Origin of the sequence: Psychrobacillus sp. FSL H8-0483 (assembly GCF_038637725.1) — a bacterium.
In the GTDB taxonomy this organism is placed as follows: Bacteria; Bacillota; Bacilli; order Bacillales_A; family Planococcaceae; genus Psychrobacillus.
In genome coordinates, this window is the sequence record NZ_CP152052.1 from 264,863 (window position 1) to 282,136 (window position 17,274).

15 protein-coding genes are annotated in these 17,274 nt (G+C 36.3%); 8 read left to right on the forward strand and 7 right to left on the reverse strand.

The window, feature by feature from the left end:
* Positions 1–41: 41 nt before the first annotated feature.
* From MHB48_RS01345 to MHB48_RS01375, 7 genes are all read left to right on the forward strand, one after another.
* Positions 42–1,160, forward strand: coding sequence for an ABC transporter ATP-binding protein (locus tag MHB48_RS01345; RefSeq protein ID WP_342599804.1), 1,119 nt, complete (start codon positions 42–44; stop codon positions 1,158–1,160).
* A 2-nt stretch (positions 1,161–1,162) separates the two neighbouring features.
* Positions 1,163–2,098: a sugar ABC transporter permease gene (locus MHB48_RS01350; protein ID WP_342601277.1), complete on the forward strand. Its 936-nt coding sequence runs from the start codon at positions 1,163–1,165 to the stop codon at positions 2,096–2,098.
* A complete protein-coding gene (locus MHB48_RS01355; protein WP_342599805.1) occupies positions 2,095–2,910 on the forward strand; it encodes a carbohydrate ABC transporter permease in 816 nt (271 codons plus the stop codon). The genes MHB48_RS01350 and MHB48_RS01355 overlap by 4 nt, the downstream gene beginning before the upstream one ends.
* Positions 2,911–2,952: 42 nt before the next feature.
* Positions 2,953–4,323, forward strand: coding sequence for an ABC transporter substrate-binding protein (locus MHB48_RS01360; protein ID WP_342599806.1), 1,371 nt, complete (start codon positions 2,953–2,955; stop codon positions 4,321–4,323).
* A 452-nt stretch (positions 4,324–4,775) separates the two neighbouring features.
* Positions 4,776–5,765 (forward strand): VanW family protein, encoded by a 990-nt coding sequence (locus tag MHB48_RS01365; protein ID WP_342599807.1) that lies wholly within the window; start codon positions 4,776–4,778, stop codon positions 5,763–5,765.
* A gap of 258 nt (positions 5,766–6,023) precedes the next feature.
* A complete protein-coding gene (locus tag MHB48_RS01370; RefSeq protein WP_342599808.1) occupies positions 6,024–6,290 on the forward strand; it encodes a hypothetical protein in 267 nt (88 codons plus the stop codon).
* A 36-nt stretch (positions 6,291–6,326) separates the two neighbouring features.
* On the forward strand, positions 6,327–6,527 hold the full coding sequence (locus MHB48_RS01375; protein ID WP_342599809.1) for a cysteine-rich CWC family protein: 201 nt from the start codon (positions 6,327–6,329) through the stop codon (positions 6,525–6,527).
* Positions 6,528–6,919: 392 nt separating this feature from the next.
* Here MHB48_RS01375 and MHB48_RS01380 read toward each other — a convergent pair whose 3' ends face one another.
* From MHB48_RS01380 to MHB48_RS01405, 6 genes are all read right to left on the reverse strand, one after another.
* Positions 6,920–8,044 (reverse strand): alpha-hydroxy-acid oxidizing protein, encoded by a 1,125-nt coding sequence (locus tag MHB48_RS01380; RefSeq protein ID WP_342599810.1) that lies wholly within the window; start codon positions 8,042–8,044, stop codon positions 6,920–6,922.
* Between the two features lie 53 nt (positions 8,045–8,097).
* Positions 8,098–8,808, reverse strand: a complete 711-nt coding sequence (locus MHB48_RS01385; RefSeq protein ID WP_340917119.1) for an ABC transporter ATP-binding protein — start codon at positions 8,806–8,808, stop codon at positions 8,098–8,100.
* Positions 8,801–9,574 (reverse strand): ABC transporter ATP-binding protein, encoded by a 774-nt coding sequence (locus MHB48_RS01390; RefSeq protein ID WP_342599811.1) that lies wholly within the window; start codon positions 9,572–9,574, stop codon positions 8,801–8,803. The genes MHB48_RS01385 and MHB48_RS01390 overlap by 8 nt, the downstream gene beginning before the upstream one ends.
* A complete protein-coding gene (locus tag MHB48_RS01395) occupies positions 9,546–10,526 on the reverse strand; it encodes a branched-chain amino acid ABC transporter permease (RefSeq protein WP_342599812.1) in 981 nt (326 codons plus the stop codon). Before MHB48_RS01395 ends, MHB48_RS01390 begins: the two co-directional genes overlap by 29 nt.
* Before the next feature lie 7 nt (positions 10,527–10,533).
* A complete protein-coding gene (locus tag MHB48_RS01400) occupies positions 10,534–11,418 on the reverse strand; it encodes a branched-chain amino acid ABC transporter permease (protein WP_342599813.1) in 885 nt (294 codons plus the stop codon).
* A 79-nt stretch (positions 11,419–11,497) separates the two neighbouring features.
* Positions 11,498–12,646: an ABC transporter substrate-binding protein gene (locus tag MHB48_RS01405; RefSeq protein WP_342599814.1), complete on the reverse strand. Its 1,149-nt coding sequence runs from the start codon at positions 12,644–12,646 to the stop codon at positions 11,498–11,500.
* A 363-nt stretch (positions 12,647–13,009) separates the two neighbouring features.
* On the opposite strand from MHB48_RS01405, the gene MHB48_RS01410 reads away from it, so the two are divergent.
* Positions 13,010–13,879, forward strand: a complete 870-nt coding sequence (locus MHB48_RS01410) for a hypothetical protein (RefSeq protein WP_342599815.1) — start codon at positions 13,010–13,012, stop codon at positions 13,877–13,879.
* Between the two features lie 502 nt (positions 13,880–14,381).
* On the opposite strand, the gene MHB48_RS01415 is transcribed toward MHB48_RS01410, so the two are convergent.
* Positions 14,382–17,267: a DEAD/DEAH box helicase gene (locus MHB48_RS01415; protein WP_342599816.1), complete on the reverse strand. Its 2,886-nt coding sequence runs from the start codon at positions 17,265–17,267 to the stop codon at positions 14,382–14,384.
* Positions 17,268–17,274: the final 7 nt, after the last annotated feature.

A 17,274-nucleotide genomic window follows, 5' to 3' on the forward strand; every position in this document is an offset into this window, starting at 1 on the left:
TAATAACTATGCGCCCAAATTTAAAAAAGGGGAGGTTGGGTATGAGCCGAATTGAGTTAGTTGAGGTTTCGAAGTCATACGATAAACAACAAGGCGTATTGAACGAAATCAATTTAATAATAGACGAAGGTGAGTTCTTTGTTCTTGTTGGTCCTTCTGGATCTGGAAAGAGTACATTACTCAGAATGATTGCAGGATTGGAAGAAATTACTGGAGGTATTTTAAAGATTAACGGTAAATCTGTGAATCACATGCCACCAAAGGAACGAAATTTATCAATGGTTTTTCAAAACTATGCCTTATATCCACATTTATCCGTAGAGGAGAATATTCTCTTTGGCTTAAAGGCAAAAAAAGTAGATAAACAAGAACGACAAAGAAGATTATTAGAAGCGGCTGAAATGATGGGACTAACTGAATTGTTAGAACGTAAACCGAGGGAGCTTTCCGGTGGTCAAAGACAACGTGTTGCATTAGCACGAGCTATTGTAAGTCAAGCGCCACTTTGTTTGATGGACGAGCCACTTTCCAACTTGGATGCGAAACTTCGAGCTAATATGCGGGTCCAAATTCGTAGATTGCAAAAAAAAATTGGAATGACATTGATATATGTTACGCATGATCAAGTAGAAGCGATGACCATGGGTGACAGAATAATGGTTTTAAATGATGGGGAAATTCAACAGGTTGGTAAACCAATTACCCTTTATAATGAACCAGCCAATCTATTTGTTGCTTCTTTTATTGGATCTCCAAAGATGAATATGGGAATAGCAAGATTTTCAGAAGACGGCAAGGAATTAATTGTTGAAGGTCAACTACATATCGCCTTCGATTCTGCATTTGTAAAGGATTTACGCAATCATAAAAAGTTAACTATTGGTATTCGGGCGGAGCATTTACTGCCTGGGACAAATGAAAATACAAATCACTTTTTAGAAGTGGTCAATGTGGAACAATTGGGAAATGAAACATCGATTGCATTTGACGTTGGTTCAGAATTATGGACGGCTAAATGGCCAGGACAATGGTCCATCCATGTAGGTCAAAAAGTACCTGTCCAAATATTACCTGAAAATCTATTATTCTTTGATTCTGAAACAGGTGATTTAATTCAATCAGCCTTGAAAGATAAAGAACAAGAGGTTTTAGCTATATGAGTATGACTAACACAGCTCAAATATATGAAACCAGTCTATTAGATATGGAGCAAGTAAAAAAGAAACAACGAATCAAAAGCTTTATAAAAGGGATGGCTTTTTTATTACCATCCATTATTTTATTTAGCGTTTTCTTATTTTATCCGATGTTTCGTACTATTTATCTAAGTTTTTTCTTAACAAAAGCTAACGGAGATCCAACAGTATTTGTTGGTTTGGAAAACTATTTAAATATGTTTAGCTCACCGATTTTTCTAAAAAGTATGAAGTCTACGTTTTTGTTTGTTCTATATACAGTTCCTGCATCAGTAATCATTAGTTTATTTCTCGCCATTATTGCTAATGAAAAACTAAAAGGGATTGGCTTTTTTCGAACGATATATTCCTCAACGATGGGAGTATCTGTTGCAGCTGCATCTGTATTTTGGTTGTATTTATTTAATCCATCGATGGGATTACTTAACCAATTATTGGGATCGTTTGGGATTGAAGCAATTGGATGGCTAACAGACCCGAAATGGGCTCTAATAGCTGTATCTATCACTACAATTTGGATGAATGTTGGATTTACTTTTTTAATATTGTTAGGTGGTTTGCAATCTATCGATTCATCTTTATATGAAAGTGCTGATATTGAAGGTGCAGGATATTTATACAAATTAAGAAGAATAACTATTCCAATGCTGTCTCCGACCATGTTTTTTGTCATTACGGTAACGATTATTAATGCTTTTCAATCCTTTGGTCAAATCGATATCTTAACACAGGGCGGTCCAATAAATGAAACGAATTTAATCGTTTATTCGATTTATCGAGAGGCTTTTGTGAATTATAAATTTGGATCCGCGAGTGCCCAAGCAATTGTATTATTCATCCTGATTTTATTGATGACAGCATTGCAATTTAAGCTTGGGGAAAGGAAGGTTCACTATCAATGACCATATCTAAAAGCCGAAAAGTCATTTTTTATGTATTACTGATCCTTTCAGCTCTTATTTTAGCAGGACCAATGATTATGGCCATTGTGATGAGCTTCATGACCAATCAAGATATTTTAACCGGAAGTATACCTAGTACATTTACTTTAGATAACTATGTCCGTGCATTTGAACGCTTTCCTTTATTTCAGTATTTATTTAATAGTTTAGTAGTGTCTATTGTGATTATGATTGGACAGCTTGTCTTATCTAGTTTAGCAGCCTATGCTTTTGTCTTTCTGGAGTTTAAAGGAAGAGATTTATTATTCTACGTATTTATCGCAACGATGATGGTACCCTTTGAAGCATCGATCATTCCTAACTTTCAAATCATCCGTGATTTAGGATGGATTGATACTTATTCAGGTTTGGCAGTGCCATTCTTTGCAACAGCCTTTGGTACATTTTTGTTAAGGCAAAACTTTAAACAAATACCAAAGGAGTTAAGAGAAGCCAGTCAAATTGCAGGTATGGGTGATTTTAAATATTATGTAACAGTCGTGTTACCTGTATCCAAGGCTAGTTTAGTTACATTAGGCATTTATGGATTTTTATCCTCTTGGAATATGTACTTATGGCCACTATTGGCGACGACAAATGATACGGTACGTACAGTACAAATTGGCTTGAAGCAATTACAAACCCAGGAACAATTAAACGAATGGGGTGTCATAATGGCAGGTGCTGTCATTGTTATTATTCCAACATTACTATTATTGTTCTTTGGACAGAAAAAGCTTCAAAAAGGTTTAACTGAAGGTGCCTTAAAATAATTTTAAATTTAAACCATTCAAAACAAAAAAAGGAGAATAACAATGAAAAAATTATTCGTATTCTTTACACTGATGATTGCTTTATTTTTAGCAGCATGTAATTCAGAAGGAAGCTCAACAACCACCGAATCTGAAAGTAATGGAGAAACGTCTGGTTCAACAGAAAGTGCAGAAACCGAAGAAAAACAAGTGGTAACTTTTTGGCACTCTATGGGAGGAAAAGGTCAAGAAGCATTGAACAAAATTGTGGAAAAATATAATACGTCTCAAGATGGTATTCAAGTAAATGCTGAATATCAAGGAACTTATGATGAATCATTAACCAAGTTTAATGCTGTTGCTGGTTCAGATAGTGCACCTACAGTAATTCAAACGTTTGAAATTGGAACAATGTCAATGATTAATAGCGGACAAATTACGCCAATTCAAGAGTTCGTTGATGCGGATAACTATGATATGAGCGGCTTAGAAAAAAATATTACTAATTACTATTCTTTAGATGGTACATTCTATTCAATGCCATTTAACTCATCAACACCTGTTATGTATTACAACAAAGATGCATTTAAAGCAGCAGGACTTGATCCAGAGGCTCCACCAGCAACATTCGAAGAGGTAGAAGAAGCAAGCAAAAAAATCGTTGAATCTAATCCAGAGATGAAGGGTTTTGCATTACAAGCGTATGGTTGGTTGTGGGAGCAATTATTAGCTAACCAAGGTGCACAATTATTGAATAATGATAATGGACGTACGGAAACTCCTACTGAAATTGGTTGGACTGAAGAAGAAGGTAAATCCATTTTAGAATGGGTAAAACGTATGGTTGATGATAAAACATTTGCTAACTATGGTACAAATGGAGATAACATGATGGCTGGTTTCTTAGCAGGTGATGTGTCAATGTTTTTACAATCCTCTGCAAGTTCAAGAGATGTAATTGACAATGCACCATTTGAGGTAGGAATTGCTTACTTACCACATCCAGAAGATAAAGAACGTCAAGGTGTTGTTATCGGTGGGGCAAGTCTTTGGATGATTGATGGTAAATCAGAAGAAGAACAAAAAGCTGCTTGGGAGTTCATGAAATACTTACAAACTCCAGAAATCCAAGCCGAGTGGCATGTTGGTACAGGTTACTTTGCTATCAACCCAGCTGCATATGAAGAACAAGTTGTAAAAGATGCTCATGCTGAAAAACCACAATTACAAGTTACAGTTGACCAGTTACAAGATACAAAAGCTTCTTATGCAACACAAGGTGCTTTAATGGATATGCTTCCTGAAGGACGTAAAATTATGGAAACTGCTCTTGAAACGATCTATAATGGCGGAGATGTAAACGAAGCATATACTACTGCAGTTGACCAATATAATGCTGCTATTGAACAAGCAAATGCTGCAAGAGGCAAGTAATTAAATTTCAAGAATAATATTCGAGAGAAAAAAGTATGCTTGTTCATACTTTTTTCTCTTATTTTCTCTAGTTTTGTTTATTATGAAAGATAAACAAAAACAGATAGGGAAGATAGAGAATGAATATCCTTTAGAAATGAGCGGGAGTAATTGACCAAAAAAATGTTTTAATTACTATTCTGTTAATGGTAGCAATCGTGTCTATTTTACTGGCACCGAAACAAACATGAATGTTTATATAAATATGATTGTTTGAACAATGATGATAATTCATTTAGAAAAAATTGCGCTGCCTCGCATAAAAACCGGGGCGGCTTTTTTTCGTAGAACACAGAAGCACGCTACTCCGAGCGCTTAATTTATTTCCATAAATGGATTTAAATTTTCACACTATCATTACTACTTGAATAAGATGTCTAATTGGAAATACTTATAGCAGGGAGTACGAGAGAGTGAAAAGATGGATTGTTGCACTGGTAATTTTATGTTCAATAGGACTGGCAGGTTGTCTTCAAAAATCAGCAAATGAAGAAGTAAAAACAAATGATAATGAACAGAAACAACCGAAGGAGGAGCAAAAAAAAACAGTTACCTATAGTGAAGAAGCTGAAAAGGAAATAAAGCCTTTAGTTGTAAATATTGTTGATCCAAATACATTAGAAATAATTAAAACTATATCACCGAAAGATTTAGGATACGAAGCAGATTTCGCAACATATAAAAAGGAAATTGAAAAGTTAGCTTATGAGTTGGCAAGAGGTACAGAAACAGAAGCTGGTTATGACAAAAGAATGGTTCTTGATAAAGTGGATGCAGACGGTCAGATTATTAAGGGAAGCCCGAGGATTATTTTAAAAGAAAGTGAATTAGTGAAAAGGATTGTAGAAGCTTCATCCACTGGCAAGGACGTTGAAATTCCTTTGTCTGTGACAGAAAGTAGTTATAACATTGAAGATATTGCTCGTTTAGAGGAAGTAATAATTGCTTCTTATACAACTTATTTTAACCCCTCGGATGTAAACAGGAACAAAAATATAGAAATTTCAGCGAAGGCTATCCATAATGTAATCGTTGGAAGTGGGGATTATTTCTCGTTTAATGAGATGACAGGTCCGAGAGACGAAGCAAACGGCTACCAACCCGCACCGGAAATTATTAATAAGAAACACGTCATGGGTATCGGGGGAGGGGTTTGCCAAACGTCCTCTACACTTTTTAACGTAGTAGACGAATTATCCGTAAAATATGTTGAAAGACATCATCATTCATTAGATGTAGGCTACGTTCCAAAAGGAAGAGATGCAACTGTTTCATATGGTGCATTAGATTTTAGATTTCAAAATACAAGTGAAGCACCATTTTTAATAAAAGCGATCTATGGCAATGGCTTTCTTACGATAGAAGTAAGAACTTCTAAGGAATATGAAGATATTGTGGAGTAAGTCTGTAAAGAGTGAAATTGAATCTGGATAAAGATACTAGCTTTCCGCGGATGAACCATTTAGCCTCCTCCTTTTCGTGCGAGGTCTCGTTGGTCCGTTCTTCCGCGGGAGTCTCGCATCTTTTTCCTCCTTCTATTAATCCAGGGGTATTCGAATAAGGTATATCTAAATGTAGTTGTCTGTCCAAACGTGCTAAAATATAACCAACTGAACCGATACAAGAGATAACCGAAAGAGTGATCGAGAAAGGATTGGAAAATGAATTTTTCGATGAACGAAACGAAAATTAAGCAATTATGCGGCATTACTGCTTATAAAAAAGGGAAAATCTATTACCAAGCAGGAAAAGTGAATCTTGACTCCTTTCAAGAAGATAATCCAGAAATTAAAGCCAGAGTGAAAGCAGGGGATGATTTTAACTTCAGCGACCCTGAGTTAGAAACATCCACGTTAATTCAAACAATCGTGAATGTTTACACTTTCATGTTTGTTTCTGGCACAGGGACGCGATTTTCAAATCGTTGAAGATTTACAAAGTGAATGCTACGGGGGAGTAAAAAGATGAGTGAAACTATCGGTAAGAAGACTTGCCCGCTTTGTGGTAAGAACAATAAGTGTTGTAATAATAATCAAAAAGACGTAGGGAATTGCTGGTGTGATAAGAGACATTTTCCGGATGAAATTTTCGAGCATGTTCCGCCAGAAAGTGTACGCAAACATTGTATTTGCGAGGAATGTCTAGATGAATTTATTGAAGAGTAAGTTTCTAGTTTAGTATAATAAAGGCTGAGGGATTTAGATGCCGAAAGTAGGTTATCTAACTGGAATTTCAGCGCCCCTGTGTTAGAAACATTCACGTTAATTCAAAGGGGCTGTCCAATAAGCCCATAAATTGAAGCAGGTGTAGAAAAACGAGTCTTTTTCTACACCTGTTTTTTGTAGGCAATTGATTGTAGAGGAAGACGGCGACTCCAGCGGGAATAGCATGAGCTGAAGGCCCCGCAGGAGCGAAAGCGACGAGGAGACTGAAGCCATGCCCGCGGAAAGCGTCCGTCTGGAACGGAAATCAATACATTGGAAAAGGGACCATCTCTCAGTCACTATATGACTTTAGAGAAAGGCCCTTTGTCGTATAACTATTTGTAGCCTCAGTTTTACATTTTTCTGCGAATGATAGACTCATTAACTTGGCTCATGGATGAGCATCCTGTTAACGCCAAGGAGGTGTCGATATCATTTATAAAGTCCTTTAGAACGTGTCGAACACCTTGTTCCCCTGCAACAGCTAATCCATAGACAAAGGGTCTGCCTAGTAAAACCGCTGAAGCACCAAGAGCACGTGCTTTAATAACGTCGGATCCTCTTCGAATTCCACTGTCTAACAAAATCGGTATTCTACCCTGAATTACATCAGCAATAGGAGGTAAGGCTTCTAATGAAGAGATACAACCATCAAGTTGTCTACCACCATGATTGGAAACAATTAGTCCATCCACCCCGTAATCCAGTGCCTTAGATGCATCCTCTTCGTGAAGAATACCCTTTAATAAGATTGGTAGAGAGGTATGCTTTTTAATCGTACGTAAATCTTCCCAAGTTAACGAAGGATTAAATAATACGTCCCCTATTTTTTCTATAACACCCTTGTCATCAGAAGAAGGGCGAGTTTTGAATCTCTCTAGGAAAACAGGATCATTTATATAGTTAGCTGATCCCTTCCCTAGTTTAAGAGGAGAGTAACCATTATTTAAGTCTCGTTCCCGGTTTCCAATTAAAGATGTATCAACCGTAATGACGATAGCGGAGTAACCTGCTTTTTCTGCCCGTTTAACCATGCTTATTGCTAACTCCTCATCCTTAGACCAATATAATTGAAACCAGCGAGGGGTATCTCCAAGATGAGTAGCAATTTCCTCAAGTGAATGTGATGTTAAAGTACTAGCGATAAACGGCACCCCGTGGTGGGCAGCTGATCGTGCTGAAGCTAGCTCTCCTTCTGGATGGAAGATGCTTTGTACACCAACAGGAGCTAATGCGAAAGAATTAGGAAATGTAGTACCTAATATTTTGGAGGAAGTATCCCGAATGTTGACGTCATTTAAATATTTAGGGACGATTTGCCAACTTTCAAAAGCATCTATATTAGCTTTTAACGTAATTTCATTACCAGCTCCACTATGAACATATGTAAAAGGGCCGTTTTCTATAGACTCAGCGGCCATTTTTTCTAATAGTGAAACAGAATGGGGTAATTCTAGATGAGAAATAGAATTTGTCATTGGTATCTTCCTTCCTTGCCTCATTGGATGTGTAAAAAGAGTTTTTCGTCACATTAACTTGATCTTTTGCCAAGATAAGCTTCTACGATTCTTGAATCTTCTAGTAAACTTTTAGCCTCACCATTGATAATTACTTTCCCGGTTTCCATCACGTAACCATAATCAGCAACTTTTAGAGCTTGCTTTGCATTTTGTTCTACCAGAAGGACTGTCGTTCCATTCTCTTTTATTTCTCGAATCATTTTAAAGATATCAGCTACAATTAATGGAGCTAATCCCATAGAAGGTTCATCTAGTAGTAATAATTTCGGCTTGGAAAGTAAAGCTCTAGCTATAGCAAGCATTTGTTGTTGTCCGCCTGAAAGTGTACCTCCAAGTTGTTCTTTTCGTTCTTTTAAAATAGGAAATTGGGACATTACTTCTTCAATATCTCTTTTTATCTCTTTATCATTTCGATGGTAGGCACCCATTTCTAGATTTTCCATAACGGTCATACTGGATAATATTGCTCTACCTTCAGGTACAAGAGCAATTCCTTTTCTTAGAAGCTGATCGGGTCTAAGTCCAGTAATATTTTCCCCTAAGAATTCAACTGTTCCATGCTTTGGTTTCAATAATCCAGAGATAGTTTTCATCGTCGTTGTTTTTCCTGCACCGTTTGCACCAAGAAGAGTTACGACCTGACCTTGTTCCACTTCAAGGCTTACTCTTTTAAGAGCCTGAATTTTCCCGTAAAAAGTTTCAATGCCCGTTACTTTAAGCAATTTCATCGTCCTCCTCTGCACCGAGGTATGCCTCAATAACTTCTTGGTTGTTTTGGATTTCTGCTGGTGTTCCTTCTGCAAGTTTCTTCCCAAAATTCAAAACGGTAATCCTATCACATAGTTTCATAACAAAGGGCATATCGTGTTCGATTAATAGCACGGTGACGCCTCTTTTTTGCACTTTTTTTATTAAATCAAATAGGCTTTCTGTTTCGGTTTCATTCATTCCAGCTGCCGGCTCATCTAACAGTAACAGTTTCGGGTTACTAGCCAAAGCTCTAGCAATTTCAAGTCTTCTTTGTTGTCCGTATGCTAAATTTTCGGCACTAGAGTCTTGAAATTTAGATAAGCCTACTAGTTCTAATAGTTCTAATGCGGCTTCAAGTGAATTAGTTTCTTCTTTACGTTGCGATTTAGTTCTCAAAACACTGTTGATCACACCTGATTTACTGCGGCAATGGCCTCCAACTAAAACATTTTCTAGTACCGACATTTGCGAAAAAAGTCGGATGTTCTGGAATGTACGACAAATTCCTTTATCGGTAATTTTATGTGGTTTAAGGCCCGATATTTTTTCACCAAGAAAGCTGATTTCTCCAGAAGTAGGGGAGAACATGTTCGTAATCACATTAAATAAGGTCGTTTTTCCAGCTCCATTAGGTCCGATTAAACCGAATATTTCACCCTCATTAATTTTGAAGGATACATCTGTTAAAGCGGAGATCCCGCCAAAGTTCTTAGTTATATTTTTTAGTTCCAATACCATGGCTGACCCCCCTTTTTAACTTTAAATTCTTTTTGAACCACTTTAGAAGAGACACATCTATAATTCCTTGAGGACGGAATGCCATCATAGCAATAAGGATTACACCATAAATCATATAACGGTAATCACTTATAAATCGTAAAGCCTCAGGTAAAATGGTCATAAATGTTGCTCCGAATATCGCACCCCAGATTAATTCACTACCGCCAAATATGGAGAAGATTAGGATATCTATTGCGCGGTGATAAGCAAAGTCAGCAGGACTGATATAAGCCATTACATGGGCATACAAGGCACCAGCAAAGCCAGCCAAAATGGCTCCTTGCGTAAAGGACAGAACTTTATAATAGGTAATATTTATACCCATGGACTCTGCAGCTTTTTCATCCATTTTAATGGCTGCAAAAGCTCTTCCAACACGTGATTTATTTTGTCTAATAAAGAACCATACGAGTAAAATGTTCACTAATAATAAGATCAACACGACTAGTAAATAAATAAATTGATTGTTCTTTAACCCGAGCATGTCTGGATCGAATCCTGTAAGCTTAAAGGTCTTAAATAGTTCTCTTCCTAGATGTGGAATACCAGATAGACCTATGGAACCCTGTGTAATAGATTCCCAATTAACAAAGATTACCCGAATAACTTCACCAAAACCTAAGGTAGCAATGGCCAAATAGACTCCAGATAGTCTAAGTGCAGGAATACCAATTAGAATCCCAAATACACCTGCCACAACTGCACCTAAGATGATGCCTAGGAAAATTGGAAGATCAAAGTTAATTGTTAATAAGGCGGAAGTATAAGCCCCGATTCCCATAAAACCAGCATTTCCTAAAGATAGTTGACCTGAGGAAAGGGTTATGTAAATACTTATTCCTAGAATTATATTAATAAGAATAAAAGAGACTATTTGTAAATGATATGGATTTATCATATCTCCTAACATCCCATCATCACCTTCCTGCCTCAGCGGTATTCTTACCGAAAATTCCCTGTGGTCGTAAGAGAAGAATGAATATGATTGTTATAAAGGCAACCGCATCACGATATCCGGAGTCACCATAGGCAACAATCATCGTTTCAGCAAGACCAAGAAGTAATCCTCCTGCCATTGCTCCTTTGACATTCCCCATTCCACCTAAAATAATAATTGCTAAACCCTTTAGTCCCATTGATAATCCCATTTGGGGGTTAACGGAGTTAAATGCCATTCCTACTAAAATACCAGCTATCCCACCCAGTGCAGAAGCAATAATTACTGTTGTTGTTATCGTTCGTTTTGTATTCACACCAAGCAGACTTGCCGTTTCTAAATTTTCTGCTGTAGCACGAAGGGCTTTCCCTGCTTTCGTTTTGGAAAGCCAATAGGAGAGTACAACCATTAATGTAATTGATATGACAAATATTAAAATTTGTACAAGATAAACGGTTATGGAACCAACTTGAAACTGAATCTGTGCAAAAGAATGACGGAAGGGATGGTTACCAGCCCCAAATATATGATGGGAGAGATTCTCCAATAAAATAGAAACTCCGATCGTACTTATTAAAGGAGCAAGATGTGAAACACCTTGTTTACCGCGAAGAGGGCGTAATGCAATACGCTCAAGCATATAACCTAAAATAACTGTGACTCCAATTGCAGCAATGAACGCAATCCACAGTGGCAATCCCAACACACTTGTTATTAGTACCCCAATAAAAGCCCCAATCATAAAAATCTCGCCATGTGCCATATTAATAATGCCAAGTACACCAAATACAAGAGTAAAACCTAGGGCAACAATGGCATAAATGCTTCCAAGTGTTATTCCATTGATTATTTGTTCTAATAGCAAGAAATCTCACCCTTTCAAATTAGGTAAGGGCAAGTTACCCCTACCTGTATTTGTACAAAATGGTTAAGTGCAAACCTACTTACTCAAATAGTTGGAATGCCCCATCCTTAATAATGAGTACTGTTGGTTCCATGATGACATCGCCATCTTCATCAAATGAAAATTTCCCAAGTATACCGTCTAAGTCCTTTATCTCAGCAAGAGCATCACGAAGTGCGTCTCTATCAGCTTCTCCAGCGTTCTTCAAGCCCTCAGCCATAATATAAAGTGCATCATACGCTTGTGCAGCAAATTGATCTGGTTTATGACCATATGCAGTTTCATACTTTTTAACAAAATCTTGCACTTTTGAATCATCCTTTTCACCAAACCAAGGAGTTGCAACTATTAAGCCTTCTGATGCTTCTCCAGCTATTTCTATAACTTGTGGAGAGTTAAATCCATTTCCTCCTACAAAAGGTAAATCAATTCCCATTTTTCTTGCTTGATCCATAATAACGGCACCTTCATTGTAAAGAGCTGAAGCTAAGATCAAATCTGGTTGAAGATCCTTGATTTTTGTTAGTTGTGCATTATAATCCGATTGCCCTTTTTGGAAAGTTTCAATTGTTACAATGTCTAGGCCCATTTTTTCTGCTTCCGCTTTCATCGTGTCAAATCCCGACTGTGTAAACAAATCGTCATTTCCGTATAGAATTGCAACCTTTTTTGCCCCATATTTATTCACTGCTTTTTCTAAAGCAGCAGGTATTGCTAGAGATTCAGGTATCGAATTCCTAAAAACATACTCACCAATCTGTGGAATGCCTGCAGCGGTTGTAGAAGTTCCCATGATAGGAATTCCGTTTATGTCTGCTTCTGGTCCAACAACATTCATTTCAGTACTTAAAGTTGGTCCAAGTAAACCTACAATATCATCTCTACTCATCAGTTTTTGAGCAACAGTCAATGCTTGGTCTTGTTTTCCAGCAGAATCTTCAATAACAAGCTCTATCTTCACATCGCCTTTTTCATTAATCTCATCTAAGGCTAAGTTAAATCCATTTGTGATGGCTTCCCCGTATGCTGCCCCAGGGCCGGTCATATATGATATAACGCCTATTTTTGCTGAAACAGGACCTCCAGATTTTGCACTTGATGTATTCGTATCATCCTCACTACATGCAGCTAACATAACTACCATTAGAACTGAGACTAATAGATATACTTTTTTAAAACTATTTCTCATCTCTCTACCCCCTATAAATTCTTTTAACGTACAATTCTATTAAATCCATTAAACTGGATAAAGTAAAGAGATTATTTAGAATTATTTAAATATTTTATACAAAAGGCGGCGGAATTAGATTAAAAGCTTCTTGCTTTTAAAGAAGACGATCATTTGTTTCTGGCACAGGGACGAGATTTTAATGAGGGAAATTATTGTTTTTATAATAGTGATTGCTCAAAAAATGCTTTTAATCTAACAAGTCTGTTAGTTTGGAATTACCTTTTGATTATGAGAGGAATTTCCAATTGAATGTCGAATAATTAATTTATAGTAGGCCAGTAAATTGTCTTTAATCTAATTTTGATCCAAGGGGTGGGGAAATTGGTTAAAATCTTTGATTCAATTTATGTAAATAATGGTCAAAAAATTGTTCTCGACTTAAAGAATATTACTCCGAAGGGATATACAGAAAAATATAGAAGGAAATTATTTTGCTCTACAGAGGGATGCAATGCGAAGTTATCATTTGTCGCAAAGTCTGGGAATAGAAGCTATCTAAGAACTTGGAGGTATAACTTACATTCCAAACATTGTCCACATTTTTTGGATAAAGAAGAAGGGGAAATGGGTAGCAGGAGAACAAATGTGCAAATTGGTGTGGTTTATGGTGACCAAATGAATAGATCGCAAAAAGAAGCGTTTGAATTGGAAGTGTTGAGTGAAGAAGAAAGAGTAAAACGATTAGAAAATAAAAGTCGCCACAAAAATAAAAGGAAACTAACAAGGGGAAGAAGGACTTCAGAACAACTCACTATTCATATGATTCTTGATCCTAGTAAGTTAACGGAGGACTTTCCAAAATTAAAAGCGAGATTGTACAAAAGAGATGTAGACACATTAAAGAAAAGCGACTTGGGTCAAGCTAGAATGCTGATAGGTAGAATACAAAGTGTAGAATATTCAGCGAGAAATGTAATCGTAAGGATCTTCAAAAACGATACGTATATGAATGTGAAATTTGAAGAAGCTTTTTTTGCTTCAGCTCCAACTTACATTAATATGTTTCCATATATTCAACGTTTTTCGGAAGAGAATGATTCTGTTATTTTCTGTGCCACTGGTGAAGTTAGAAAAAACATGGAAAATGATGAATTTGAATTAATTGTATTTAATAAAGAAGGATTATTAATTCACGGAATGACCTTGCCTTCTTTAGTAGCTTCATATGCGACACAACAACTTTCATTTTAAGGGATCTTCATCTGAAATGTGGGTGATAATAAAGAACTCTTCATCGAGAAATCGATGACGCGTTTTTATTTATGTCGGTTTGTCTCAATAGTTTTTCTATAAGAACTGATTGGATGGATTCCATGTCTACACTCCATGTAAGACCTACTACCCATTTTCTCAATCTTTTCTCATAAGCTTTTGAGTGATTTTTCAGGATTGTTGTAGTAGGTGCTCCTAGCAGATGCCATAATGATCGATATTGATGGAAACTATGTGGGGATTATTCGCAATGAAATCCAAGGAGAGTCTATTCCCGAATATGTATGGAAGTATTAGCCGAACCAATTATGACAAACTCTTTTGGATATAAAAATGGAAAAGGTGATTTTTACGAGGTTTGGTTGAAAAAAGATGAAGTTTAAAAAGATTCAAACCTTTTATTGAAATGAAAATAGAGTATCTGCAAGCATAATAGCTTGTTTAGATACTCCATAAACATTGTTAAGGGATTTTAAGTATGTTATTCTTCCACCAAATAATGATAAATATCATATTGTACTGGTTGTTCTAGTATCATGTTCATTGTTACTACGGGGATTTGTTTGCCATTTTTGTCGAACATTTTTTCTTCTTTGGGGCTGTTTTCTGTGATAGAAGTTGTTCCCATGTAGTAGAAGTCAAATCCTTCGCCGTCGTCTTTTTTTGTGAATAGGTGAATGTCTAGTCCTGTTTGTTCTGCGGCTAATATTGCTTTTACTTCATTTGACTCTAGTGTTAATTTACTTCGTGTGAACCAACGAAATATATCTGCAGATAAAAATTCATCGCCATAATTTACACTTGAGTCTACTTCGTCCTTTTTATGATAGGTTACGAAAATTGGACAAGTGCCATGCTTTACTCGATAGCCATATATTGTGGAGGAATCGTCCTTTGCCCAATTCAATAGACGGCAAGCATCTCTTCGTGAATATTTTTTATAAAGAGTAAGTTGACGTTTTGGATCATATTGTTTGTTTTTAATACGTGCACAAGCGACAATATCTTCAAAAAAGGCTTTGTAGAATGGATCGCGTAAACTTGTTTGAATTTCTTCATTAAATCGATAGCTTCCGTTATGCAATTCTATGATTGGCTTAGAGCCGAATTTGTTCTGATCATTTGTAACATGGAATTTTAATGCAAATATATTTTCAACTGATTCAATTGTTTCCTTATCCACATATGTGCCAAACTCTATTAATTTTACAATATACTCATCTTTTCCAATTAGATCATTTCGAAGTAGAGCCTCTACCAATAGAACTTCATGGATTCTTTTACCGTTTAGAATTTCTTTTGATAACATTGTTAAAACGGACAATTCATAGTCTGAGAGTGTAGCAACTTCTTCTTTCATTTTCAAAAGAAATGCATAGTAATTTTCTGAGTAGCCGGTAATGACTTCGGGATCGAGTGAACTTTGTTCGATGAAATCATGCATCGTTGGTATTCTGCCAAGGCGATTTTTCACTTCGGTGTAGGCATCTTTCAATGTTTTTAATGTTGAGAGATTAGTATTGTTAATGGCATCAAAAATACGTTTCTTTGCAATTTCCTCAAAGTTAATTGTTGAAACCCCTTGGATGTAATCTGTGTTTACAGTTTTCCGGCGTACGTTATCTTTATTCATAGACTGGTCGCCAGAGAGAGCGATTGGGATTAAATAGTTATTTTTATAGTTTCCGATAAAGTCGATAATCGTTACGTAATCTTTTGTATCGTGTTTTCGTAGGCCACGCCCAAGTTGTTGGATGAATATAATGCTTGATTGTGTTTGGCGCAGCATCACAATTTGATTTAAAAATGGAATATCGATTCCCTCATTAAAAATATCCACTGTTAAAATATACTCGAGTTCGTAATGTTCTAATTTACTAATGGCATCTTCTCGTTCTGGCTGAGAATTATCCCCTGTAAGAGCAATAGTTTTTAGTCCACGTGCGTTTAAGGCTGCAGAAAGTTCATATGCTTCTTGTTTTGAACTACAGAACATTAATCCTCGAATGTGTTTTCCAGAATAACCATAGTAATTTGTTTTTTCCAGAATATGATGAATACGTTCATTTGATACGAGATGTTGCAAGGTAGAGGCATCATCAATGATTTCTCCGTCTTTTTCGTAATCGGTCACACCAAAATAGTGAAATGGGCAAAGCATCTCTTCTTCAAGAGCAGCTTGCAGGCGAATTTCGTAAGCAATATTGTAATCAAAGAGTTCAAAAATATTAAAACTATCAGTACGTTCTGGCGTAGCAGTCATACCAAGCAAAAATTCAGGTTCAAAATAATTGATAATGTTTAGATAGGAATCTGCGCCTGCACGATGGACTTCATCTATTAAAATATAGTCAAATTCGTCTTTCGCGAATTGTTGCAAATGTCGGTTAGAAGATAGGGTTTGAACCGTTGCAAACAAATATTTAGAATGAACGTCTTTTGAGTTACCAGAGAGTATGCCGAAATCATCTTCGTGACCACCCAATACTTTTCGGTAATCTTGAAGTGCTTTCTTTAAAATTTGTTCACGATGAACGACAAAGAGCATTTTTTTAGGGGCAAAGTTACGCACATCAAATGCAGATAAATAGGTTTTTCCAGTCCCAGTGGCTGAGATAATCAAACCTTTTTTTGCCTCAGTCGCTCTTAGAGTTTTTAATTGTTCAAGGGCAGCTGTTTGCATTTTATTTGGTTGAATTGCAAGGCTATCTGCTAACGGGTTTGATAAATATTCTGCGTTGACTTGAAATACATTTGAAGCTGCTTGTTTAATGAACGGTTGTTGCTCGTAACTTAGATTGTAATTGTTAATCCAATCTGTGGTTAAAGGAGAAGCTTCGTTCCAAGCCTCTTCAAATTGGTTTTTAAAGTGATGGATAATTTCACCATCTTCTAGTGAAGTTAGAAAGACATTCCACTCGTAATTAGCTTTTAAGGCACTATCCGTTAAATTAGAGCTACCAACGATTAATGAATAATAGTCTTTATGCTCAAATATGTAGCCTTTTGAGTGAAATCCTTTGACACCAGTTAAGCGGACTTCCACATTTTCAAGTTTTAATAGTTCTTTAAACATTTTTGGTTGATTAAAGTTTAAAAAAGTAGATGTTAAAATTCGACCTTTAATTCCTTTTAACTGAAGGTCATAGAGCATCGTTTTTAACGTAGCTAAACCACCTTCTGTAATAAAAGCAACTGAAAAAGTAAAGGTTTCACATGTTTTCATTTCTTGAAGAAGTGTTGATAAAACATTCTCATGTGATTTATTTAATAGTAGCTTTGGTTTAAAATGTCCTGATACGGGATTAGTCTGATCTATAAAACTCTTATATAAAGAATTCTTCATTTTGTGAACCAGTTGTTCCATTTAAATC